This window comes from Streptomyces sp. NPDC030862, assembly GCF_055571835.1.
On record NZ_JBVIEN010000010.1, the window covers coordinates 335,895 to 358,201 of the forward strand.

The following is a 22,307-nucleotide window of genomic DNA, read 5'->3' on the forward strand; positions in this document are numbered from 1 at the left end:
CGCGCGGGGTGGCGGTTTGGCAAGATCCCCAGATGGAGCACGTACGAGATCTGCGGCTGCTGCCCAAAGCCCATCTGCACCTGCACTTCACCGGGTCGATGCGGCCCGCCACCCTGCTGGATCTCGCCGACAAGTACGGCGTCCACCTGCCCGAGGCGCTGACCGGCGGGGAGCCCCCGAAGCTGCGGGCGACCGACGAGCGGGGGTGGTTCCGCTTCCAGCGGCTGTACGACCTCGCCCGGTCGTGCCTGCGCGAGCCGGAGGACATCCGGCGGCTGGTGCGCGAGGCCGCGGAGGAGGACGTCAGGGACGGGTCGGGGTGGCTGGAGATCCAGGTGGACCCGACGTCGTACGCGCCGAGGCTGGGCGGGCTGATCCCGGCGCTGGAGATCATCCTGGACGCGGTGGAGAGCGCGTCGCGCGAGACCGGCCTCGGGATGCGCGTCCTCGTCGCGGCGAACCGCATGAAGCATCCGCTGGACGCCCGCACGCTGGCGCGGCTCGCCGTCCGGTACGCGGACCGCGGTGTGGTCGGGTTCGGGCTGTCGAACGACGAGCGGCGCGGCCTGGCGCGCGACTTCGACCGGGCGTTCGCGATCGCCCGGGAGGGCGGGCTGCTGGCGGCGCCGCACGGCGGCGAGCTGACCGGCCCCGCGTCCGTACGGGACTGCCTGGACGACCTGGGGGCGCGGCGCATCGGCCACGGGGTGCGGGCGGCGGAGGATCCGCGGCTGCTGCGGCGGCTGGCCGAGAAGGGCGTGACGTGCGAGGTGTGCCCGGCGTCCAACGTGGCGCTGGGCGTCTACGAGAAGCCGGAGCAGGTGCCGTTGCGGACGCTGTACGAGGCCGGGGTGCCGTTGGCGCTGGGCGCGGACGACCCGCTGCTGTTCGGCTCGCGGCTGGCGGCGCAGTACGAGATCGCGCGCGTGCACCACGGTTTCACCGACGAGGAGCTCGCGGAGCTGGCCCGCCAGTCGGTCCGGGCCTCGGCGGCTCCGGAGGACGTCCGGGCGAAGCTGCTGGCGGGCGTGGACGACTGGCTGGCGGCCGCCCCGGGAGCGTGAGGTACCCGGTGAGCGGGGCCGTCAGAGGCTGACGCCGACCGTCACCGGTTCGTTGACCAGCGTGATGCCGAAGGCGTCCCGTACGCCCGCGACGACCTCGCGCGCCAGGGCCAGGAGGTCCTCGGTGGTGGCCCCACCGCGGTTGGTGAGGGCGAGGGTGTGCTTGGTGGAGATGCGGGCCGGACCGGAGCCGTAGCCCTTGGTGAAGCCGGCCTTGTCGATCAGCCAGGCCGCCGAGGTCTTGACGCGGCCCTCCCCCGCCGGGAAGGCGGGCGGGGTGACCTCCGGGCCGAGGCGGTCGTGGACGCGCGTGAGGAACGTCTCGTACGCGGCCTCGTCGAGGATCGGGTTGGTGAAGAAGGACCCGGCCGACCAGGTGTCGTGGTCCTCGGGGTCCAGGACCATGCCCTTGCCCGCCCGCAGCTTGAGGACCTGCTCGCGCGCGGTGGCGGCCGGGACGCGGTCGCCGGGCTCGACGCCCAGGGCGCGCGCCGTCTCGGCGTACCGGATCGGGGCGCTCATGCCCTGCGCGTCCTCCAGCTCGAACCGGACGCGCAGCACCACGAACCGGTCGGGGTGCTCCTTGAAGCGGCTGTGGCGGTACGAGAAGTCGCACGCGGCGTTCGGGATGGTCACGGTCTCGTCGGCACGGCGGTCGTACGCGACGACCTCGGTGATGGTGGCGGAGACCTCCTGGCCGTACGCCCCCACGTTCTGGATCGGCGTGGCGCCCGCCGAGCCGGGGATGCCGGCGAGGCACTCGATGCCCGCGAGGCCGGCCTCGACGGTGCGCGCGACGGCGTCCGACCAGACCTCGCCCGCGGCGAGCTCCAGCCGCGTGCCGTCCAGCGAGAAGCCCTGGGTGGCGATGCGCAGGGCGGTGCCGTCGAAGCCCTTGTCGCCGATGACGAGGTTGGAGCCGCCGCCGATGACCAGCAGCGGCGTCCCGGCGGCGTCGGCCTCGCGCACGGCGGCGACGACCTCGGCGTCGGTCGTGGCCGTGACGAGGCGGGTGGCGGGCCCGCCGAGCCGGAAGGTGGTCAGCGGGGCGAGGGGGGCGTCGTGGAGTTCCTGCACGGCCCCAAGACTACGGGTGGCCACCGACAGCGAAGCCACCTCGCCCCCGGCGCCCTGGTCACCCGGGGGCCGGGGGCGAGGTGGCTGGGGCCTCAGGGCAATCAGGGCCTCAGGGCCTCAGGCCAGCTGCACCACGGCGCGGGACATGCCGAGGACCTTCTGGCCCGCGCTCATCGCGGTGAGGTCGACCCGCACGCGGTTGTCGTCCAGCTTCGCGGCGACCTTCGCCGTGACGTCGATCACGGCGCCCTGGTCGTCGTTGGGGACCACGACCGGCTTGGTGAAGCGGACCCCGTACTCGACGACCGCGGCCGGGTCGCCGGCCCAGTCCGTGACCACCCGGATCGCCTCGGCCATGGTGAACATGCCGTGCGCGATGACGTCCGGCAGGCCGACCTCCTTGGCGAACTTCTCGTTCCAGTGGATCGGGTTGAAGTCCCCGGAGGCCCCCGCGTACCGCACCAGCGTGGCGCGCGTCACGGGGAAGCTCTGCGCCGGGAGCTCGGTGCCGACCTCGACCTCGTCGTATGCGATCTTCGCGGTCATCGTCGCCTCACGCCCCCTCGGCGGCCCGCGCCACCAGCTTGATCCACGCCGTCACGACGTGCTCGCCCGCCTCGTCGTGCACCTCGCCCCGGACGTCCATGATGTCGTTGCCCGCGAGCGACTTGATGGCCTCGATGGTCGAGGTGACCGAGAGCCGGTCCCCCGCGCGTACCGGACGGCTGTAGGCGAACTTCTGGTCACCGTGGACGACCCGGCTGTAGTCCAGGCCCAGCTGCGGGTCCTCGATGATCTGTCCGGCCGCCTTGAACGTGATGGCGAACACGAAAGTCGGCGGGGCGATCACATCGGGGTGGCCCAGCGCCTTGGCAGCCTCCGTATCGACGTAGGCCGGATTCGCGTCACCGATCGCCTCGGCGAATTCGCGGATCTTTTCCCGGCCGACCTCGTACGGCGCGGTGGGCGGATAGGTCCGCCCCACGAAGGACTGGTCGAGCGCCATGGGCTGGCTACCTCCTGCTGATGCTCCTGCTGACTGTGGTGACAAACGACACGAGGCCGCCCCCGGGTGGGGACGGCCTCGTGTACGAGCCTGATTCAGCGCGTTTCGCGGTGCGCAGTGTGCGCGTTGCAGCGCGGGCAGTGCTTCTTCATCTCAAGACGGTCCGGGTTGTTACGCCGGTTCTTCTTGGTGATGTAGTTCCGCTCCTTGCACTCCACGCAGGCCAGCGTGATCTTCGGGCGGACGTCGGTGGCAGCCACGTGAGTGCTCCTATGACGGACGGATGGACGGGTGAACGCAAGAAAGAGTAGCCGATCGAAGGACCGACCCTACAATCGGCTACTTTCAGCAAGTAGCGGTGACCGGACTTGAACCGGTGACACAGCGATTATGAGCCGCTTGCTCTACCGACTGAGCTACACCGCTGTGATGTTGGATCCCCTCGCCCGAAGGCGAGGATCACCGACACCAGAGCCCCAATACGGAATCGAACCGTAGACCTTCTCCTTACCATGGAGACGCTCTGCCGACTGAGCTATTGGGGCGAGCGATGAAGACATTACACGGTCGGCCGCCGTTCGCCCAAATCCGATTCCGGGCGACGCGACGACTGCCGACTCCCCCGCCACGTACGCCACTCGCGCCCCACGCCGGTACGACTATTGCGCTCCTCCTCGAAGCCCTGCGGAAGGGCCCCTAGGCTCGCCTCACGCTGCGTGATCTTGCGCGTACTCGCGTACCGACGACCGACGTCCGGGTCGCGCCCGAGCCCCCCGCCAGGAGCGCCAGAAGCGCCAGGAGCCAGAGGAGCCAGATGTCCTCCGACAGCCAGCAGCCGCACCCACCCGAGGGCGCCACCGCCGACGCCACCACGCTGCTGCTGTGCGGCGCCCGCCTCACCGACGGCCGGACCGTCGACGTACGGCTCGCCGGCGGGCGCATCGAGGCCGTCGGCACGGCGGGGAGCCTGCCCGCCGCCGGCACCGCCCGGGTCGATCTGAGCGGCTACGTGCTGCTGCCCGCGCCCGCCGAGCCGCACGCGCACGCGGACACCGCCCTGAGTGCCGACTCCCCCGGCCCCGTGTCGTACGCCACCGAGGACGTCCAGCGGCGTGCCACCGAGGCCGCGCTGCTCCAGCTCGGCCACGGCGCGACCGCCGTACGCGCGCACGTCCGGATCGGCGACGTGCAGGGCCTGGGGCCGCTGGAGGCGGTCCTCCAGGCGCGCCGCTCGCTGCGCGGGCTGGCCGACCTGACGGCGGTGGCCGTGCCGCGGCTGCTGACCGGCGTGGCGGGCGCGGACGGGCTGGCGATGCTGCGCGACGCGGTGAAGATGGGCGCCTCCGTCGTCGGGGGCTGCCCGGACCTGGACCCGGACCCCATCGGGTACGCGGAGGCCGTGCTGGAGGTGGCGGCCGAGCACGGCTGCCCCGTGGACCTGCACACCGACGGCGACGACCCGGCCCGGCTCGCGCGGCTGGCCGCGCTGGCGGGCGGGCTGCGGCCGGGGGTCACCATCGGCCCCTGCGGGGCCCTGGGGCGGCTGCCGCGGGACGCCGCGGTCCGGGCGGCCGACCGGCTCGCGGCGGCGGGCGTGACGGTCGTGTGCCTGCCGCAGGGCGGCTGCGCGGGGACGGAGGTGCGCGGCGCCGCGCCCGTACGGCTGCTGCGGGCGGCCGGGGTGCGGCTGGCGGCGGGGAGCGGGGCGCTGCGGGACGTGGCCAATCCGGTGGGGCGGGGTGATCCGCTGGAGGCGGCGTACCTGCTGGCCTCGCAGGGCGGGCTGGGCGCGGGCGAGGCGTACGCGGCGGTGAGCGGCGCCGCGCGGGAGGCCATGGGGCTGCCCGCCGTGCGCGTGGAAGCGGGGTTTCCGGCGGAGCTGCTCGCGGTGCGCGGGGAGCGGCTGTCGGGCGTGCTGTCGCTGGCGTACAGCCGGATCGTGGTGCACCGCGGGCGGGTGGTGGCGCGGACGAGCGCGGTGCGGGAGTACTGCGACTCGGCCGCGGCGCTCGAACTGCCGCGCCAGGGGCGGCCGGACGCCCGCCCCTGAGCGGTTTCGGCTCCGGAGTCGTACGGTCGAGAGCATGCGCATTGTCATCGCTGGAGGACACGGTCGGATCGCCCTGCGGCTGGAGCGGCTGCTCTCGGCCGGCGGGCACGAGGCCGCGGGGATCATCCGCGACCCGGAACAGGCGGACGCGGTGCGGGAGGCGGGCGCCGAACCGGTCGTCCTGGACCTGGAGTCGGCCTCCGTCGACGAGGTCGCGGAGGTGCTGCGCGGCGCGGACGCGGCGGTCTTCGCGGCCGGCGCCGGGCCGGGCAGCGGCGCCGCACGCAAGGACACCGTGGACCGGGGCGCGGCGCAGCTCTTCGCGGACGCGGCGGAACGGGCCGGGGTGCGGCGCTTCCTGCTCGTCTCGTCGATGGGCGCGGACGCGCGGCGGCAGGGGGACGAGGTCTTCGACGCGTACCTGCGGGCCAAGGGCGCGGCGGACGACGACATCCGGTCGCGCCGCGGCCTGGACTGGACGATCCTCAAGCCCGGCATGCTGACGAACGACGCCGGTACGGGGTTGGTGCGGCTGGAGGCGTCCACCGGGCGCGGTCCGGTGCCGCGCGACGACGTGGCGGCGGTGCTGGCCGAACTGGTGGAGACCCCGGCGACGGCAGGCCTGACGCTGGAGCTGGTCAGCGGGTCCATGCCGGTGGCGGTCGCCGTCAAGGCGATCGCGGGCGAGTGATGGGCGCGGGGGCTGGGCGGCGCGGGCCCGTGGTGGAGGAGCGGCCCGAGCAGCCGTACGTCTTCCTGCGCCGCTCCGTGACGATGGACCGCTTCGCCGAGGTCGCCGACCGGCTGCCCGAGCTGGTGGGGTGGCTGGCGGCGCGGGACATCCCGCGGGCCGGGGCGCCGTTCTTCCGCTACAACACGGTCGCGGCGGAGGGCGGCGAGTGCGAGGTGGAGGCGGGCATCCCGGTCGCTTCGGCCCCGGAACCGGAGGGCGACGTCGGCGTGGCCCTGCTGCCGGCCGGCCGCTACGCGACCCTGACCCGCGTCGGCCACCCGGAGGGCCTGCTCGCGGCGGTCAGGACCCTGCTGGAGTGGGCGCGGGAGCGGGGGCTGGAGTGGGACATGCGGGTGGTGGACGGCGTGGAGCGGTGGGGCTGCCGCATCGAGTCGTACCGCACGGACCCACGTAAGGAGCCGGATCCGGCCGAGTGGGAGACGGAGCTGGCGTTCCGCCTGGCGGACTGAGGCCCGCGAGGGCATGTGAAAACGGCCCCTGATCTCGCGTTTCCGCAGATCAGGGGCCGTTCTTCCTGTGGCGGCGCCAGGATTCGAACCTGGGTAGGCTAAGCCGACGGATTTACAGTCCGCTCCCATTGGCCACTCGGGCACACCGCCATGGGATGTCGCCGTGGAGAGGTCCGCTTCTCGGCGGTGCTCCGTGGCAACGACGTAAACAATACCTGATGCGGGCGGGTGCTTCGCCACCGGTTTGATCAGCAGGTGGGGCGGGTGTGGGTGACTAGGCTTTGGGGGCACTGATACGCACCCGACCCAAGGAGCCACAGGACATGGCCGACTCCAGTTTCGACATCGTCTCGAAGGTCGAGCGGCAGGAGGTCGACAACGCCCTCAACCAGGCGGCGAAGGAGATCTCCCAGCGCTACGACTTCAAGAACGTCGGGGCCTCCATCTCCTGGTCCGGCGAGAAGATCCTGATGCAGGCGAACTCCGAGGAGCGGGTCAAGGCCATCCTCGACGTGTTCGAGTCCAAGCTGATCAAGCGGGGCATCTCGCTGAAGTCGCTGGACGCCGGTGAGCCGCAGCTGTCCGGCAAGGAGTACAAGATCTTCGCGTCGATCCAGGAGGGCATCTCCCAGGAGAACGCCAAGAAGGTGGCGAAGATCATCCGCGATGAGGGCCCCAAGGGCGTCAAGGCGCAGGTGCAGGGCGACGAGCTGCGGGTCAGCTCGAAGAGCCGTGACGATCTGCAGGCCGTGATCGCCCTGCTGAAGCAGCAGGACTTCGACTTCGCGCTGCAGTTCGTGAACTACCGCTGAGCCGCCGCTGCGGCTGCCGTTGAGGCGCCGTTGAGGCCGCCGCTGGGGCCGCCCAGCCCGGGCTTCGTGTCCGATTTCCGCCAGCGGTTCGGGTGGGCCGGGGCCGAGACTGACGGTCGAAAGCCCCGGACACGACGAAGGGAGGACCGAGCCATGACGGTGTACGCGTACGTCGACGGGCCGCTCGGCGCGATGCTGCTGGTCGGCGAGGAGACCGGCCCCGAGGGGGCCGGTACGGCGCTGGTCTCGCTCTCGCTGCCGGAGCAGAAGGGCGGCGCGGTCGTCCGGGACGGCTGGCGGCACGCGCCGGAGGCGTTCGAGGGCATCGCGGCGCAGCTCACGGCGTACTTCGCCGGCCGGCTGACGCGCTTCGACATCCCGTGCGCCGACGGAGCCGGCACGGACTTCCAGCAGCGGGTGTGGCGGGCGCTGGAGGACATCCCGTACGGCGAGACCGTGACCTACGGCGAGATCGCCGCACGGGTCGGCTCCCCGGGGGCCGGGGTGCGGGCCGTGGGGACGGCGATCGGACGCAACCCGCTGCTGGTGGTGCGGCCCTGCCACCGAGTGATCGGCGCGGACGGGGCGCTGCGCGGGTACGCGGCCGGGCTGGAGCGCAAGGAGCGGCTGCTGGGCCTGGAAGGCGTGCGGGCTCGGTGACGGGCGGGGCCGACGGGCTGTTTCCGCTGCGGCGTGAACGGACGGAGGTCGCGCCGGGGGCGGTGCACGTGCCCGGGTGGCTGCCGGTGGAGAGGCGGCGGGAGCTGGTCGAGGCGTGCCGGGGGTGGGCGCGCGGGCCGGTGCCGATGCGGCACACGGTGCTGCCGGGCGGCGGCGTGATGTCCGTCCGCACCGTGTGCGTGGGCTGGCACTGGCAGCCGTACCGCTACAGCCGCACCGCCGACGATGTGAACGGCGCCCGCGTGGCGGAGTTCCCCGACTGGCTGGCGGAGCTGGGGCGGGCGGCGCTCGTGGCGGCGTACGGGGACGAGGGCGGGCACGGCAGCTACGCCCCGGACACCGCGCTGGTCAACTTCTACGAGCCCGGGGCCCGGATGGGCATGCACCGGGACCGGGAGGAGCGGTCCGGCGCCCCGGTGGTGTCGCTGAGCATCGGGGACCGTTGCGTCTTCCGGTTCGGGAACACCGAGACGCGTGGGCGGCCCTATACGGACGTGGAGCTGGCGTCGGGCGACCTGTTCGTCTTCGGCGGGCCGTCGCGGTTCGCGTACCACGGGGTGCCGAAGGTGTACCCGGACACGGGCGACCCGGCGGCGGGGCTTCCCTCGGGACGGCTGAACATCACCCTGCGCGAGACCGGGCTCTCCTGAGGGCGCGTCGGACGGCTCGTTGAGCGTGCGTCGGGCGGCTCAGCGGGAGCGGGAGTGGCCGAACAGGATCCGGTAGGCGATCAGCAGCACGAGTGAGCCGCCGATGGCCGCCGCCCATGTGGCCCCGTCGTAGAACTCGTTGGTGATCGGCCGGTCCAGGAGGCGGGCCGAGAGCCAGCCGCCGACGAAGGCGCCCGCGATGCCGATGACGGTGGTGCCGACCAGGCCGCCGGGGTCGCGGCCCGGGAGCAGGATCTTGGCGATGACTCCGGCCAGCAGCCCGAGGACGATCCAGCTGAGGAAGCTCATGCCGGGAACCCGCCTTTCATACGGTGTTGTCGTGGAGGACGCCGGGGGCGCCGGGGAAGGTTGCGGGCGTCAGTAGGGTGCGGCACATGACACGGGAGTTGCGGCGGTCGCTGGGCGTCTTCGACGCGGTCGTCATCGGGCTGGGCTCCATGGTCGGGGCCGGGATCTTCGCGGCGCTGGCACCGGCGGCCGGAGCGGCCGGCAGCGGACTGCTCGCGGGGCTCGCGCTGGCCGCGGGCGTGGCGTACTGCAACGCCATGGCGTCGGCGCGCCTCGCCGCCCGCTATCCGGCGTCGGGTGGCACCTATGTGTACGGTCGCGAACGGCTCGGTCCTTTCTGGGGCTTCCTGGCCGGCTGGGCCTTCATCGTGGGCAAGACCGCGTCGTGCGCGGCGATGGCGCTGACGGTCGGCGCGTACGCGTGGCCGGGGCAGGCGCACGCGGTCGCGGTCGCGGCGGTGGTGGCGCTGACCGCCGTCAACTACGGGGGCGTGCAGAAGTCGGCGTGGGTGACGCGCGCGATCGTGGCGGTGGTACTGGCGGTCCTGGCCGCGGTGGCCGTCTCCTCTCTCGGGTCGGGGGCCGCGGACTTCGGGCGGCTTGAGCTGGGAAGTGACGCGTCGGTGGGCGGTGTGCTCCAGGCGGCGGGTCTGCTGTTCTTCGCCTTCGCGGGGTACGCGCGGATCGCCACCCTCGGCGAGGAGGTCAAGGACCCGGCGCGGACCATCCCACGGGCGGTCCCGCTCGCGCTGGGCATCGCGCTCGTGGTGTACGTGGCGGTGGCGGTCTCCGTCCTGTCGGTGCTGGGCGCGCGGGAGCTGGCCGGGTCGGCGGCTCCGCTCGCGGACGCGGCGCGGGCGGCGGGGCACGGCTGGCTGGTCCCGGTGGTGCGGGTCGGCGCGGCGGTGGCCGCGCTCGGCTCGCTGCTGGCACTGATCCTCGGTGTCTCCCGGACGACGCTGGCGATGGCCCGCGACGGCCACCTGCCGCGCGCCCTCGCCGCCGTCCACCCCCGCTTCCAGGTGCCGCACCACGCGGAGCTGGCGGTGGGCGCGGTGGTCGCGCTGGTGGCGGCCACGGCGGACCTGCGCGGGGCGATCGGCTTCTCGTCGTTCGGGGTGCTGGCCTACTACGCGATCGCCAACGCCTCGGCGTGGACCCTCGGGACCGGCCGCATCCTCGCGGTGGCGGGCCTGACGGGGTGCGCGGTGCTGGCGTTCGCCCTGCCGGTGTCATCCGTCCTCGCGGGGGCGGCGGTACTGGCGGCGGGCGCGGTGATCTACGCGGTGCGGCGCGGGTAGGGCCCGGGCGGGGGCGGGAGAGCTGCGGGGCCCCTGCCGGGCGGCTCCCCGGTGCGGGTGCGGGCGCGGGCCCGTCGCGCGGCCGCGCTCAGGGCGGGCTAGCGCGCGGCCGTGCTCAGGCCCTGGATATTCGGGGCGCCCAGGCCCCGAAGTCGTACGCGTGTTCCGTCATGGCTCCATGGTGCACCACACCACTGACAATCGGTGACGACGCAGTAACGCCCCGGGCGTCAGCGGGCGGCGAAGGGCCGGTCCGTCGGGACGATCTCCTTGCCCAGCGGCAGCAGCGAGACCGGGATCAGCTTGAAGTTCGCGATGCCGAGCGGGATGCCGATGATCGTGACGCACAGGGCGATGCCCGTGACGATGTGGCCAATCGCCAGCCACCAGCCCGCCAGCACCAGCCACAGCACGTTCCCGACGCAGGACGCGGCGCCCGCGTCGCGGCGGTCCACCACCGTCTGGCCGAAGGGCCACAGGGCGTACAGGCCGATGCGGAAGGCGGCGATGCCGAAGGGGATGCCGATGACGGTGATGCAGAGCAGGAGGCCCGCCGCGAGGTAGCCGAGGCACAGCCAGAAGCCGCTCAGGACCAGCCATATGAGGTTGAGGATCGTCTTCACGGGCGGCGACCTGCCATCTGTTCGAGCCGGGCAATACGTTCCGCCATCGGCGGGTGGGTGGAGAACATCCGGGCGAGCCCCTGGCCCGGCCGGAACGGGTTGGCGATCATCATGTGGCTGGCGGTCTCGATCCTGGGCTCCGGCGGCAGCGGGAGCCGCTTGGCGCCCGCCTCCAGCTTGCGCAGGGCGCTGGCCAGGGCCAGCGGGTCCCCGGTCAGCTGGGCACCCGAGGCGTCCGCCTCGTACTCCCTGGAGCGGCTGATGGCGAGCTGGATGACCGATGCGGCGAGTGGACCCAGCAGCATGATCAGGAGCATGCCGAACAGGCCGGGGCCCTCGTCGTCGTCCGAGCGGCCGATCGGGATCAGCCAGGCGAAGTTCACCAGGAACATGATCACCGAGGCGAGCGCGCCGGCCACGGACGAGATCAGGATGTCGCGGTTGTAGACGTGGCTGAGCTCGTGGCCGATCACGCCGCGCAGCTCGCGCTCGTCGAGGATCTGGAGGATGCCCTCGGTGCAGCAGACCGCCGCGTTGCGCGGGTTGCGGCCGGTGGCGAAGGCGTTGGGGGCCATGGTCGGAGAGATGTAGAGCCGCGGCATGGGCTGGCGGGCCTGCGTCGACAGCTCGCGGACCATCCGGTACAGCTGCGGCGCCTGGAACTCGCTCACCGGGCGCGCCCGCATGGCGCGCAGGGCCAGCTTGTCGCTGTTCCAGTACGCGTACCCGTTGGTGCCGAGCGCCACGAGCAGCGCCACGTACAGGCCCGTACGCCCGAAGAGGCTGCCGATGAGGATGATGAGTGCGGACAGTCCTCCGAGGAGTACGGCGGTCCTCAGCCCGTTGTGCCGGCGGTGCACGGTACGCCCTCCAAGTGGTGCGGTAGGGGAACCCTTGCTGGTGCTGGTCCTCGTCCACTGTCCAGTGGACCCTCCCGTACTGGTCAACGCCAGGCGGGAGTGGCGGGTTCCCTTGCGCGCGGGGGGCGGTGCGCTCGGCCGTCCGGATGACTCAGCGCGGGGCCGGCATCAGACCGGCCTTGGCGAGCGCCTCGGGGACGGGCTGCACCTCGCTGGTGCAGTGGCGGCAGCGGCTGGCGATGGCGGGGATCTCGGAGTAGCAGCGGGGGCAGTCGCGCAGGGCCGCCTTGATGTCGAAGGGCTCGTCGCGCTTGAAGCGGGTCTGGATCTTCATCATCGGGACCACGACACCGAAGTACAGGACGGCCGCCGTGATCAGGAAGGCCAGGATGGCGCTGACGAACAGGCCGTACGGGAACTTCGCGCCCTCGACCGAGAAGGTGGCCTTGCTGTAGTCGCCGATCGAACCGGTGGCGAGGCCGATGAGCGGCACGATGAAGGCGTTGCTGAAGGCCGTGACGACGGCGGTGAAGGCCGCTCCGACGGCCAGGCCGATCGCCATGGAGATGACGTTTCCGCGCAGGACGAAGTCCTTGAAGCCGCTCAGCACGGTCGTGCTCCCAGAAAGGTTGTGGAGTATCAGAACAGGGTGGTCGCAGCGAAGCGCAGCACCAGCTGGGGGTAGCCGGACAGCAGGACGCCGGCGAAGGCCGTGAGGCCGATGGCGAGGGTGATCGGCGCGGGGGCGGCCACGCGGACCGCCATTGTCTCCGTCCCTGCCTCGGGGGCGCGGAACAGCCCCGCCGTCCACTGGAGGTAGTAGTAGAGGCCGATCACCACGTTGACGCCCATGACGACGGCGAGCCAGCCCAGGCCCGCGTCGACGACCGACTGGAACACGGTCACCTTGGCGAACAGGCCGATGATGCCGGGCGGCAGGCCCGCCAGGCACAGCAGGAAGAAGCCCATGGCGAGCGCGGTGAGGGGCCGGGTCGCGTACAGGCCCCGGTAGTCGGAGATCCGGTTGAGCGGGTGCGTACGGGCCACCAGGGCGGCGACCGCGAAGGCTCCGAGGTTCACGACGGCGTACATCAGGGCGTACGAGACGGTGGCGCCGATCTGGTCGTCGCTGGAGTACGCGGCGGCCGCGATCGGCACCAGGAGGTACCCGGCCTGCGCCACGGAGGACCAGGCCAGCAGCCGGACGGCGCTCCACGCGCGCGTGGAGACCTGCCGCAGGGCGGCGACGTTCCCGACGGTCATGGTCAGGGCGGCCAGCACGGACAGGGCCGGGCCCCAGACGTCGGCGTACGAGGGGAAGGCGACGACGGTCACCAGGATGAGGCCGGTGAAGCCGACCGCCTTCCCGACGACGGAGAGGAACGCGGCGACGGGCAGCGGCGCGCCGACATAGGTGTCCGGCACCCAGAAGTGGAACGGCACGGCGGCCGTCTTGAAGGCGAAGCCGACGAGGGTGAGGGCGACGCCCGCCTTGGCGAGGGTGGCGAGCTGGGCCGGGGTGTCGTCGATGCTCTGGGCGATCTCCGTCAGGTGCAGCGTGCCGGTCGACGCGTACACGAAGCTCACGCCGAGCAGGGACACGGCGGTCGCGGTGACGGAGGACAGGAAGAACTTCAGCGCCGCCTCGCCCGACATGCGGTCGCCGCGCTTGAGGCCGACGAGCGCGAACGCGGGCAGCGAGGCGACCTCCAGGGCGACGATCAGGGTCGCCAGGTCGCGTGAGGCGGGCAGCAGCGCCGCTCCGGCGGCCGAGGAGAGCAGCAGGAACCAGAACTCGCCCGCGGGGAGCTTCTCCTCGGTCTCCGTCAGCGACAGCAGGGCGGTCAGGAGGGCGCCGCCGAGCACCAGTAGCTGGATGACGAGGGTGAAGTGGTCCGCGGTGTAGCTGCAGGCGTCGGAGTCGGTGGTGAGGCAGAAGGTGGAGCGGTCGCCCTTGCGCAGCGGCGCGAGGGCGGCGAGCGCGACGGCGAGACCGGCGAGGGAGATCCAGCCGAGGAGGCGCCAGCGGTCCTTCGGTACGAACAGGTCGGCGACGAGCACGGCCAGGCCGGTCACGGCGGCGATGGTGGGCGGCGCGATGGCCGCCCAGTCGACCGACTGGACGAGGTGGGCTGTGTTCGCGGTGCTCGCGGCTGCGGCGGTCACGACTTGCCTCCTGCGAGGAGCTTCTGCACGGCCGGGTCGGACAGGCCGAGGAGGAGCGCGGGCCAGAGGCCGGCGAGGACGGTGAGGACGGCCAGCGGGGTCCAGGCGGCGAACTCGTAGGGCCGGATGTCGGCGATCGGCGGCCGGCCCTCGGCGGGGTGGGCGCCCATGCAGACCCGGCGTACGACGACGAGGAGGTACGCGGCGGTGAGCAGCGTGCCGAAGGCGCCGATGGCCATGAAGGTGAGGAAGGCGGGGCGGTTGAGGCCCGCGGCCGGCTGGAACGCGCCGAACAGCGCGAGCATCTCGCCCCAGAACCCGGCGAGGCCGGGCAGGCCGAGGGAGGCGACGGCCGCGAAGGCGAGCAGGCCGCCGAGGCGCGGCGCGCGGCCGTAGAGCGCGGCGCCGGTCTGCTGGGCCAGGGCGTCGAGGTCGGTGGTGCCGGTGCGGTCCTTGAGGGCGCCGACCAGGAAGAAGAGCAGGCCGGTGATGAGGCCGTGGGCGATGTTGGCGAAGAGCGCGCCGTTCACGCCGGTGGGGGTCATGGTGGCGATGCCGAGGAGCACGAAGCCCATGTGGCCGACGGAGGAGTACGCGATCAGGCGCTTGAGGTCGCCCTTGGCGCCGGAACGGGCCAGGGAGAGGCAGGCGAGCGATCCGTAGATGATGCCGGCGACGGCGAAGCCCGCGAGGTAAGGGGCGAGGACGTGCATGCCGTCGGGCGTGATCGGCAGGGCGATCCGGACGAACCCGTACGTACCCATCTTCAGCAGCACGCCCGCGAGGAGCACCGACCCGACGGTCGGGGCGGCGGTGTGGGCGTCCGGCAGCCAGCTGTGCAGCGGCCACATCGGGGTCTTCACCGCGAGGCCGACACCGATCGCGAGAACGGCGATGACCTGCACGGACGTGGTGATGTCGCGGCCGTTGTCAGTGGCGAGTGCCACCATGTCGAAGGTGCCGGCCTTCAGCCCGACGAGCAGGAGGCCGAGCAGCATGACGACCGAACCGAGCAGCGTGTAGAGGATGAACCGCCAGGCGGCCTGGCGCCTGCCCTCGCCGCCCCAGCGGGCGATGAGGAAGTACATCGGGATGAGGACCATCTCGAAGGCCAGGAAGAACAGCAGCAGGTCGAGGACGGCGAAGGTCGCGAGCATGCCGGACTCGAGGACGAGCAGCAGGGCGACGAACGCCTTGGGGGAAGGGCCCGCGGGGAGCTTGAAGTAGCTGTACAGCGCGCAGAGGAAGGTCAGCAGCGCGGTCAGGACGAGGAGGGGGAGCGAGATGCCGTCGGTACCGAGGTGGATCCGCACGTCGAGCGCGGGGATCCAGCTGATGTCCGTCGTGGCCTGCATCTTCGACGGCTGGTCGTGGTCGAAGCCCAGCATGAGGACGATCGCGGCGGCGAGGACGGCGCCGGTCACGGTCACGCCGTGGCGCAGCACGGCCTGGTCCGGGGACTTCCCCTTCAGCCCGGGCGGGGCGGGGAGGAGAGCCGCGGCCGCGCCGATGAGCGGGGCGACGACGATGAACGCGAGAAGGAACTGCATCACGGATTCGCTGATATCGATCACGGCTCACGCTCCGGCGGCGACAAGTACGGCGGCGATCGCCAGGACGACGGAGCCGGCCAGCAGGACGCTGAGGTAGGTCTGCACATTGCCGGTCTGGGCGCGGCGTACGGCCCGGCCGAGCAGGTGCGTGCCGCCGCCCGCGCCGCGTACGTAGGTCTCGACGACCTCCCGGTCGAGGAAGCTGACCAGGGAGGCGGCGGCCCGGACGGGGCGTACGAAGAGGGCGGAGTAGACGGCGTCGAGGCGGAAGCCCGCGGCGGCGTGGCGGTGCAGCGGGCCGAGCAGCAAGCGCCCGGGGTCGGCGGGGTCGGGGGCCGACGCGATAGCGCCGTAGGCGGCGGTGTGGGTGGCGATGGCCTCCTCCTCGGAGACGGCCGGCTGCTCCTGGGGGTGGGCGGCGACCGCGCCGAGCGGGGTGGCCGCCGCGGTGCGCGCCTTGTGGTTCGCTGCGCGCCAGGCGGCGTAGGTGACCAGTCCGCCGACGAGCGCGATGCCCGTGCCGAGCACCGCCGTGGTGACGGTGGGGGTGAGGGCCTGGCCGTCGAACCAGTCGCTCAGGTAGCCGGCGGTGAGGCCGAAGGCGAGCGACGGGACGGCGAGCACCCACAGGACGCCGTTCATGACGAGCGGCTGGCGGCCGTGATCGGGGGCCTCGGTGCCGCGGCCCCGGAAGGCGAGCAGCCACAGGCGCGTCGCGTAGGCGGCGGTGAGGAGGGCGGTGATCAGACCGGAGACGAGCACGATCCAGCCTGCCCCAGTGGGGGCGGCGGCCCGGTCGCCGAGAGCGGTGTGCTCGGCGGCCACGAGCACGGCCTCCTTGGAGAAGAAGCCGGCGAAGGGCGGGATCGCGGCGAGCGCGAGCAGCGCGACCGTCATCGTCCAGTAGGCGTCGGGGATGCGGGCGGCGAGGCCCCGCATGCGGGACATGGCGGCCAGCGAGTTGGTGCCGGCGGCGTGGATGATCACGCCGGCGGCGAGGAAGAGCAGCGCCTTGAAGGCGCCGTGCGACAGGAGGTGGAAGACGGCGGCGCCGCGGTCGCCGACGGCCAGGGCGCCCGACATGTAGCCGAGCTGGCCGATGGTCGAGTACGCGAGCACGCGCTTGATGTCGTCCTGGGCGAGGGCGGCCAGTCCGGAGCCCACCATCGTGACCGCGGCCATCACTGCGAGCACGGTCATGGCCGCGGCGGAGGCGGCGAAGAGGGGAAGGAGGCGGGCCACGAAGTAGATACCGGCGGCGACCATCGTCGCGGCGTGGATCAGCGCGGAGACCGGCGTCGGGCCGGCCATCGCGTCGGGCAGCCAGGTGTGCAGCGGGAACTGCGCGGACTTGCCCGCCACACCCGCGAGGAGCAGCAGCGCCACCAGTGTCGGATGGTCGATGCCCCCGGCGGCGACGGCACCCAGGATCCCGGTGATCCGGAACGTGCCGGCGTCGGCGGCCAGCGCGAAGAGGCCGATGAGGAAGGGGACGTCACCGAGCTTGGTGACGAGGAACGCCTTCAGGGAGGCGGCCCGCGCCTCGGGGGTCTCCCAGTAGTGGCCGACCAGGAAGTACGAGCAGATGCCCATGATCTCCCAGCCGACCAGCAGCACCATCAGGTCGCCGGAGTAGACGACGAGCAGCATCGCGGAGGTGAAGAGGGAGACGAGCGCCGCGTACGAGGGGTAGCGCGGGTCGTCGCGCAGGTAGCCCGTCGAGTAGATCTGCACGCACGACGCGACCACGCCGACCAGGACGGCGGCGAGGACGGCGAAGCCGTCCAGGTGCAGGGCGAGCTCGATGGGGACCGAGCCGGTCGGGGTGAGCTGGGTGGCCGCGTCGATCGGCCGGCCGCCGCCCTGCCGGGCGGCGACCAGGACGGCCACCACGAGGGCGGCGAGCGTCGGCAGGACGGCGAGCGGGCGGACGAAGCCGGGCGCGGTGCGGCCGAGCAGCAGCCCGGCCAGGGCGCCGAGGAACGGGAGGAGGGGTACGAGGACGGCGAGGGTCGTGGTGGTCACGCGGTGGCCTCGGCCTTCTCGTCGGGGACCTCGCCGGCGGCGTCGGAGGCGGCCTCGTCCAGGGCGTCGGGGGCGTCGTCGGGACCCGGCGTCTCGGCGTTGTCGCGGAGCTTGTCGATGTCGGAGGTGCCGCGGTTGCGGTAGACCATCAGGACGATCGCCAGGCCGATGCCGATCTCGGCGGCGGCGATGGCGATGGTGAAGAGCGTGAGCGCCTGGCCGGCGTGCAGGGTGTCGCGGAGCCAGACGTCGAACGCGACGAGGTTGAGGTTGACGGCGTTGAGCATCAGCTCGACGGACATCAGGACCAGGATCGCGTTGCGGCGGGCGAGGACTCCGTACAGCCCCGTGCAGAAGAGCAGGACGGCGAGGACCGCGGGATAGGCGAGGTGCATCAGCGCTGCCCCTTCCGGTCGGTCGCCCGGTCGGCGGCCGGGCCGGTGGCCCGGCCGGGCGCGGCACCGTCGTCCGCCCGGTCCTTGCGGGACAGGACGATCGCGCCGACGAGCGCGGCGAGCAGGAGGACGGAGAGCGCTTCGAAGGGCAGCACCCAGTGCCGGAAGAGGATCGTGCCGGAGACCTTGGTGGAGCCCTGGACGGGCCCGTCCAGGTCGATCCAGGTGGTGCGGAACGCGTCGACGACCACCCAGATGAGGGCGGCCGCCGCGGCGACGGCGACCGCGAGGGCGGCAGGTCGGTTGCCCGAGTCGGCGTCCGGGGAACGGCCGATGGGTGCCTTGGTGAGCATGAGACCGAAGAGGAGGAGGACGACGACGGAACCGACGTAGATCAGCACCTGCACCCAGGCGACGAACTCGGCGGTGAGGAGCAGGTACTCGACGGCGATGCCGCCGAGCGCCACCACGAGCCACAGGGCGGCGTGCACCAGCTGCTTGGTGGTGACGGTGACGACGGCCGCGCCGAGGGTGACGATGCCGACGAGGAGGAAGGCGATCTCGACGCCCGTGGTCGACAGGAAGCCGTGGGCCGCGGCGAGGCTCACTCGCTGCCTCCCGCGGTCCCGGGCGCCTCGGGCGCGTCCGTGGTCTTGGCCGTCTCGGACGTCTCGGGCGTCTCGGGCGTCTCGGGCGTCTCGGCCTTCTCCGCTGCCTGGGCCGCCTGGGCCGCGGCGAGCTTCTCCGCGGCCTTGCGGGCGGCGGCGATCTCCTTCGGCTCCTCCGCGCCCGGGTCGAGGGCGGGCGGCTCCGGGACCGTCCACATCCACTCGCGGAGCTTGTCCCGCTCGTGCGTGAGCTCGTGGATGTCCGTCTCCGCGTACTCGAACTCCGGCGACCAGAACAGCGCGTCGAAAGGACACACCTCGATGCAGATACCGCAGTACATGCACAGTGCGAAGTCGATGGCGAACCGGTCGAGGACGTTGCGGCTGCGCTCGCGCCCGCCCGGCGTGGCGGCGGGCATCGTCTCCTTGTGGGAGTCGATGTAGATGCACCAGTCGGGGCACTCGCGGGCGCAGAGCATGCAGACCGTGCAGTTCTCCTCGAACAGCCCGATCACGCCGCGGGTACGGGGCGGCAGTTCGGGCTGGGCGTCCGGGTACTGCGCGGTGTGACTCTTCTTCGTCATCGTGCGCAGCGTGACGGCCAGGCCCTTGGCGAGGCCGGATCCGGGAATCGGAGGCATCAGGGGTTCACCACCTTGACGATGCCGGTGAGGGCGATCTGGGCGAGGGCGAGCGGGACGAGCGTGGTCCAGGCGAGCTTCTGCAGCTGGTCCTCGCGCAGCCGCGGGTAGCTCACGCGCAGCCAGATCACGATGAAGGCCAGCACGGCCGTCTTGAGCAGGGTCCAGAGCCAGCCGAGTCCCTCGGCGCCGAACGGTCCGTGCCAGCCGCCGAGGAAGAGGACGGTGGTCAGACCGCACAGCACCACGATGCCGGCGTACTCGGCGAGGAGGAACAGCGCGAAGCGCAGGCCCGTGTACTCGGTGTACGCGCCGAAGATGATCTCCGAGTCGGCGACCGGCATGTCGAAGGGCGGGCGCTGCAACTCGGCGAGGCCCGCGACGAAGAAGACCAGCGCGCCGACGATCTGCCACGGCAGCCACCACCACTCGAAGGCGTTGACGATGCCCGGGAGGGAGACGGTGCCGGCCGCCATGGCGACGGAGGCGGCGGCGAGCAGCATGGGCAGCTCGTACGCGAGCAGCTGGGCGGCGGTGCGCAGGCCGCCGAGGAGCGAGAACTTGTTGGCGGACGCCCAGCCCGCCATGAGCGAGCCGAGCACGCCGACGCCCATGACGGCGAGCACGAAGAAGACGCCCGCGTCGACCAGTACGCCGACCGCGCCCTCGCTCGGGCCGATCGGGATGGCGACCAGCACGAGGAGGTACGGGAGGAGGGCGACGGCGGGGGCGAGCTGGAAGATGCGGCGGTCGGCGTTGGCCGGGACCACGTCCTCCTTCTGCGCGAACTTCACGCCGTCCGCGACGAGCTGCGCCCAGCCGTGGAAGCCGCCGGCGTACATGGGGCCGAGGCGGCCCTGCATGTGCGCCATGACCTTGTGCTCCGTCTGGCCGATCACCAGCGGCAGGACGAGGAAAACGGCGAAGACGGCGACCAGCCGGAGGGCGACGTCGAGCACGTCGTTCACGCGTCTCCTTCAGGTCGTTCGGGCTGTTCGGGCCGTTCGGGCCGTTCGGGGCGTTCGGGCCGTTCGGGGCGTTCGGGGCGTTCGGGGCGTTCCGCTTGTGCGGGTCGTTCCGGCTCCGTCGGCCGTGCGGGTTTCTCGGGTCGGTCGGGGCCTTCGGGGCGCCGCTGCTCTTCGGCGTCGGGCGCGTCGGGCGCGGCGGTGGCGTCGTCGTCGAAGGCGGGGCGCGGGTTGTTCCAAGGGGCGTCCGTGCTGCGGGTGCGCGGCGGGGCCGGCGGCGCGGTGGGGGCCTCGGACGGAGGCGTGGCCTCCGGCGCCGCGGGCCGCGTGCGCTGGGTGGCCGAGCCCTCGCTCGCGCTGCGCGCGCGGCGAGGCGTACCGGTCGCCGGAGCCGCCGGAGCGTCCGGGGCCGCAGGAGCCGCCGGGGCCGCCTGGCTCGCGGAGCCCTCGGCGGCCGTGCGGGCACGGCGTACCGGACGGTCGCCGGCACCGGCAGCGGCGCCCGCACCGGCACCGGCCGCACCCGCACCGGCGGCGCGGGCGGGACGCTCGCGGGCGGGACGCGCCGGGGCAGGGGGGAGCTGGCCCTTCAGGGGGCCCCACTCGTTGGGGTCGGGCACGCCGGGCGGCAGCATCTGGCGGCGCTTGGGGCCGCCGTGCTCGGATTCGCCCGGCTCCTTCGCGCCCGGCCACGCCTTCGCCACGCGCGCGGCCAGGACGAAGTCCTTGCGCAGCGGGTGGCCCTCGAAGTTCTCGGGGAGGAGGAGAGGCGCGAGGTTGGGGTGGTTCTCGAAGCGGACGCCGAACATCTCGTGCGTCTCGCGCTCGTGCCACGCCGCGCCCGCGTACACCCCGATGGCGCTCGGCAGCACCGGGGCGTCGTGCGGCACGGTCGTACGCAGCAGGAGACGGCGGACGGCGCCGTCCGCCAGGGCGACGACGTGGGCGCAGACGCGGAAGCCCGTCGCCGGTTCGTCGACCGCGCTCAGCCAGTCGAAGTAGGTGCAGCCGAGCTCGTCCCGGGCGGTTTCGAGCGCGGCGATCCAGGAGCCGGCCGGCACGTCGACCGTCAGCAGGTCGTACGCGTGCTCGGCGGTGGCCTCCTCGCCGAAGACCTCGGTGACGGATTCGGGGAGACGGTCGTACGCGTTCACTCCACGCCTCCCGGCGACGGCGCGGCCGAAGGGGTGGCCGACGGCGAGGCGGACGGGGACGGCGGCGGCACGGGGCCGCTGCGCAGCTGCGCGACCGACGACGACCGCCCGTGGCCGTACCGCTCGCCCAGCGACTCGCGGGCGATCTTCTCCTGGAGCTTGAGGATGCCCTGGAGCAGCGCCTCCGGGCGCGGCGGGCAGCCCGGGACGTACACGTCGACGGGGATGATCTGGTCGACGCCCTTGGTCACGGCGTACGAGTCCCAGTACGGTCCCCCGCAGTTGGAGCAGGCGCCGAAGGAGATGACGTACTTCGGCTCCGGCATCTGCTCGTACAGCCGCTTCACCGCCGGGGCCATCTTGTCGGTGACGGTCCCGGAGACGACCATGAGGTCGGCCTGGCGCGGGCCGGGCGCGAACGGGATGACGCCGAGCCGGATGAAGTCGTGCCGGGCCATCGACGCGGCGATGAACTCGATCGCGCAGCAGGCGAGTCCGAAGTTGAAGACCCACAGGCTGTAGCGGCGGCCCCAGTTCAGGACCACCTTCATCGGCTCGGGGGCGAGCCGGGACAGGACGCCGAGCCTCTTCGGTTCGGGCAGGTCCACCGGGCTCGCAGGGACCACAGGGGTCGCAGGCGTCTCAGGAGTCACAGGGGTTACGTCCATGTCAGGACGCCCTTCTTGTACGCGTAGAGCAGTCCTACGGCGAGGAAGCCGAGGAAGATGAACATCTCGACCAGCGTCGTGGCGCCGTACCCCGGCGCTGCGAAGACCGTCGCCCACGGGAAGAGGAAGATGGAGTCGACGGCGAAGATGACGTACAGAAAAGAGTAGACGTAGTAACGCACCTGGGTGTGGGCCCAGCCCTCGCCCACGGGGTCGACGCCGCACTCGTACGTGAGCATCTTCTCCTGCGTCGGCACGACGGGCCGGAGCAGCCGCCCGGCCCCGAAGGCGACGGCGACGAAGAGCACCCCCAGCAGCGCCAGCAGGCCTACCACCGAGTAGCTTTGGAAGTAGTCGACGGCGAGTACGGTCCCCACGGTCGGTTCCGGCACGTCCGTAGTCCTCGCTCCCTGCCACGCGGCTGCTGTTGCGGCTGTTGTTTATGCGTTCTCTACGCACGGGAGTGTAGGCCCTGGCAAAGCGCGGGTAATCAGCC

26 protein-coding genes and 3 tRNA genes are annotated in these 22,307 nt (G+C 72.5%); 8 read left to right on the forward strand and 21 right to left on the reverse strand.

Going from position 1 to position 22,307, the window contains the following annotated elements; all coding sequences use genetic code 11:
- The first annotated feature begins 32 nt into the window (after positions 1–32).
- Entirely contained in the window at positions 33–1,064 is a 1,032-nt protein-coding gene (locus tag ACZ42X_RS27030; RefSeq protein ID WP_468295110.1) for an adenosine deaminase, read from the forward strand.
- 21 nt (positions 1,065–1,085) lie between these two features.
- On the opposite strand, the gene ACZ42X_RS27035 is transcribed toward ACZ42X_RS27030, so the two are convergent.
- The 6 genes from ACZ42X_RS27035 to ACZ42X_RS27060 all read right to left on the reverse strand — a co-directional run bounded on the left by ACZ42X_RS27035 (position 1,086) and on the right by ACZ42X_RS27060 (position 3,692).
- On the reverse strand, positions 1,086–2,141 hold the full coding sequence (locus tag ACZ42X_RS27035; RefSeq protein WP_468295113.1) for a UDP-N-acetylmuramate dehydrogenase: 1,056 nt from the start codon (positions 2,139–2,141) through the stop codon (positions 1,086–1,088).
- A 117-nt stretch (positions 2,142–2,258) separates the two neighbouring features.
- Positions 2,259–2,687, reverse strand: a complete 429-nt coding sequence (locus ACZ42X_RS27040; RefSeq protein WP_361421564.1) for a MaoC family dehydratase — start codon at positions 2,685–2,687, stop codon at positions 2,259–2,261.
- A 7-nt stretch (positions 2,688–2,694) separates the two neighbouring features.
- Positions 2,695–3,147, reverse strand: coding sequence for an FAS1-like dehydratase domain-containing protein (locus ACZ42X_RS27045; RefSeq protein WP_468295115.1), 453 nt, complete (start codon positions 3,145–3,147; stop codon positions 2,695–2,697).
- Positions 3,148–3,242: 95 nt separating this feature from the next.
- On the reverse strand, positions 3,243–3,407 hold the full coding sequence (rpmG, locus tag ACZ42X_RS27050; RefSeq protein WP_003948671.1) for a 50S ribosomal protein L33: 165 nt from the start codon (positions 3,405–3,407) through the stop codon (positions 3,243–3,245).
- Between the two features lie 93 nt (positions 3,408–3,500).
- Positions 3,501–3,573: transfer RNA gene (locus ACZ42X_RS27055), tRNA-Met, on the reverse strand.
- Positions 3,574–3,619: 46 nt separating this feature from the next.
- A tRNA-Thr gene (locus ACZ42X_RS27060) sits at positions 3,620–3,692 on the reverse strand.
- 269 nt (positions 3,693–3,961) lie between these two features.
- On the opposite strand from ACZ42X_RS27060, the gene ACZ42X_RS27065 reads away from it, so the two are divergent.
- From ACZ42X_RS27065 to ACZ42X_RS27075, 3 genes are read left to right on the forward strand one after another with little or no spacing between them, the layout of a single operon-like run.
- Entirely contained in the window at positions 3,962–5,197 is a 1,236-nt protein-coding gene (locus ACZ42X_RS27065; protein WP_468295118.1) for an amidohydrolase family protein, read from the forward strand.
- 34 nt (positions 5,198–5,231) lie between these two features.
- Positions 5,232–5,888 carry an SDR family oxidoreductase gene (locus ACZ42X_RS27070; protein WP_468295120.1) on the forward strand — a complete coding sequence of 219 codons (657 nt, stop codon included), beginning with the start codon at positions 5,232–5,234 and terminating at the stop codon, positions 5,886–5,888.
- Positions 5,888–6,400, forward strand: a complete 513-nt coding sequence (locus ACZ42X_RS27075) for a GyrI-like domain-containing protein (protein ID WP_468295123.1) — start codon at positions 5,888–5,890, stop codon at positions 6,398–6,400. The genes ACZ42X_RS27070 and ACZ42X_RS27075 overlap by 1 nt, the downstream gene beginning before the upstream one ends.
- A gap of 68 nt (positions 6,401–6,468) precedes the next feature.
- Here the strand turns inward: ACZ42X_RS27075 and ACZ42X_RS27080 are convergent.
- Positions 6,469–6,550 (reverse strand) — tRNA-Tyr (locus ACZ42X_RS27080).
- A 173-nt stretch (positions 6,551–6,723) separates the two neighbouring features.
- Here ACZ42X_RS27080 and ACZ42X_RS27085 point away from each other — a divergent pair.
- The 3 genes from ACZ42X_RS27085 to ACZ42X_RS27095 all read left to right on the forward strand — a co-directional run bounded on the left by ACZ42X_RS27085 (position 6,724) and on the right by ACZ42X_RS27095 (position 8,543).
- A complete protein-coding gene (locus ACZ42X_RS27085; protein WP_361421577.1) occupies positions 6,724–7,212 on the forward strand; it encodes a YajQ family cyclic di-GMP-binding protein in 489 nt (162 codons plus the stop codon).
- A 153-nt stretch (positions 7,213–7,365) separates the two neighbouring features.
- Complete coding sequence (locus tag ACZ42X_RS27090) at positions 7,366–7,872, forward strand: methylated-DNA--[protein]-cysteine S-methyltransferase (RefSeq protein WP_468295126.1); 507 nt, start codon at positions 7,366–7,368, stop codon at positions 7,870–7,872.
- Positions 7,869–8,543, forward strand: coding sequence for an alpha-ketoglutarate-dependent dioxygenase AlkB family protein (locus tag ACZ42X_RS27095; protein WP_468295128.1), 675 nt, complete (start codon positions 7,869–7,871; stop codon positions 8,541–8,543). The genes ACZ42X_RS27090 and ACZ42X_RS27095 overlap by 4 nt, the downstream gene beginning before the upstream one ends.
- Before the next feature lie 39 nt (positions 8,544–8,582).
- On the opposite strand, the gene ACZ42X_RS27100 is transcribed toward ACZ42X_RS27095, so the two are convergent.
- Positions 8,583–8,852, reverse strand: a complete 270-nt coding sequence (locus ACZ42X_RS27100) for a GlsB/YeaQ/YmgE family stress response membrane protein (RefSeq protein ID WP_468295130.1) — start codon at positions 8,850–8,852, stop codon at positions 8,583–8,585.
- A gap of 86 nt (positions 8,853–8,938) precedes the next feature.
- Here ACZ42X_RS27100 and ACZ42X_RS27105 point away from each other — a divergent pair, with 86 nt between their 5' ends.
- The gene (locus ACZ42X_RS27105) at positions 8,939–10,153 is read left to right on the forward strand and encodes an APC family permease (protein WP_468295132.1); all 1,215 of its coding nucleotides are present in this window, start codon (positions 8,939–8,941) and stop codon (positions 10,151–10,153) included.
- A gap of 230 nt (positions 10,154–10,383) precedes the next feature.
- Here ACZ42X_RS27105 and ACZ42X_RS27110 read toward each other — a convergent pair whose 3' ends face one another.
- The 13 genes from ACZ42X_RS27110 to ACZ42X_RS27170 all read right to left on the reverse strand — a co-directional run bounded on the left by ACZ42X_RS27110 (position 10,384) and on the right by ACZ42X_RS27170 (position 22,203).
- Complete coding sequence (locus tag ACZ42X_RS27110) at positions 10,384–10,776, reverse strand: YccF domain-containing protein (RefSeq protein ID WP_468295134.1); 393 nt, start codon at positions 10,774–10,776, stop codon at positions 10,384–10,386.
- Positions 10,773–11,636 carry a zinc metalloprotease HtpX gene (gene htpX / locus ACZ42X_RS27115; protein WP_468295137.1) on the reverse strand — a complete coding sequence of 288 codons (864 nt, stop codon included), beginning with the start codon at positions 11,634–11,636 and terminating at the stop codon, positions 10,773–10,775. The genes ACZ42X_RS27110 and htpX overlap by 4 nt, the downstream gene beginning before the upstream one ends.
- A gap of 151 nt (positions 11,637–11,787) precedes the next feature.
- Positions 11,788–12,246, reverse strand: coding sequence for a large conductance mechanosensitive channel protein MscL (gene mscL, locus ACZ42X_RS27120; RefSeq protein ID WP_468295139.1), 459 nt, complete (start codon positions 12,244–12,246; stop codon positions 11,788–11,790).
- Positions 12,247–12,275: 29 nt separating this feature from the next.
- Entirely contained in the window at positions 12,276–13,802 is a 1,527-nt protein-coding gene (locus ACZ42X_RS27125; protein ID WP_468295142.1) for an NADH-quinone oxidoreductase subunit N, read from the reverse strand.
- Positions 13,799–15,376, reverse strand: a complete 1,578-nt coding sequence (locus tag ACZ42X_RS27130) for a complex I subunit 4 family protein (protein ID WP_468295145.1) — start codon at positions 15,374–15,376, stop codon at positions 13,799–13,801. Before ACZ42X_RS27130 ends, ACZ42X_RS27125 begins: the two co-directional genes overlap by 4 nt.
- Before the next feature lie 3 nt (positions 15,377–15,379).
- Complete coding sequence (locus tag ACZ42X_RS27135; protein WP_468295147.1) at positions 15,380–17,380, reverse strand: NADH-quinone oxidoreductase subunit 5 family protein; 2,001 nt, start codon at positions 17,378–17,380, stop codon at positions 15,380–15,382.
- A complete protein-coding gene (nuoK, locus tag ACZ42X_RS27140; RefSeq protein WP_468295149.1) occupies positions 17,377–17,775 on the reverse strand; it encodes an NADH-quinone oxidoreductase subunit NuoK in 399 nt (132 codons plus the stop codon). Before nuoK ends, ACZ42X_RS27135 begins: the two co-directional genes overlap by 4 nt.
- A complete protein-coding gene (locus ACZ42X_RS27145; RefSeq protein WP_468295152.1) occupies positions 17,775–18,383 on the reverse strand; it encodes an NADH-quinone oxidoreductase subunit J family protein in 609 nt (202 codons plus the stop codon). The genes nuoK and ACZ42X_RS27145 overlap by 1 nt, the downstream gene beginning before the upstream one ends.
- On the reverse strand, positions 18,380–19,024 hold the full coding sequence (locus ACZ42X_RS27150; protein WP_468295155.1) for a NuoI/complex I 23 kDa subunit family protein: 645 nt from the start codon (positions 19,022–19,024) through the stop codon (positions 18,380–18,382). The genes ACZ42X_RS27145 and ACZ42X_RS27150 overlap by 4 nt, the downstream gene beginning before the upstream one ends.
- The gene (locus ACZ42X_RS27155; RefSeq protein WP_361421616.1) at positions 19,024–19,992 is read right to left on the reverse strand and encodes a complex I subunit 1/NuoH family protein; all 969 of its coding nucleotides are present in this window, start codon (positions 19,990–19,992) and stop codon (positions 19,024–19,026) included. The genes ACZ42X_RS27150 and ACZ42X_RS27155 overlap by 1 nt, the downstream gene beginning before the upstream one ends.
- Positions 19,989–21,143, reverse strand: coding sequence for an NADH-quinone oxidoreductase subunit C (locus ACZ42X_RS27160; protein WP_468295157.1), 1,155 nt, complete (start codon positions 21,141–21,143; stop codon positions 19,989–19,991). Before ACZ42X_RS27160 ends, ACZ42X_RS27155 begins: the two co-directional genes overlap by 4 nt.
- On the reverse strand, positions 21,140–21,811 hold the full coding sequence (locus tag ACZ42X_RS27165; protein WP_468295160.1) for an NADH-quinone oxidoreductase subunit B: 672 nt from the start codon (positions 21,809–21,811) through the stop codon (positions 21,140–21,142). Before ACZ42X_RS27165 ends, ACZ42X_RS27160 begins: the two co-directional genes overlap by 4 nt.
- Entirely contained in the window at positions 21,802–22,203 is a 402-nt protein-coding gene (locus ACZ42X_RS27170; protein WP_361421625.1) for an NADH-quinone oxidoreductase subunit A, read from the reverse strand. The genes ACZ42X_RS27165 and ACZ42X_RS27170 overlap by 10 nt, the downstream gene beginning before the upstream one ends.
- Positions 22,204–22,307 lie beyond the last annotated feature (104 nt).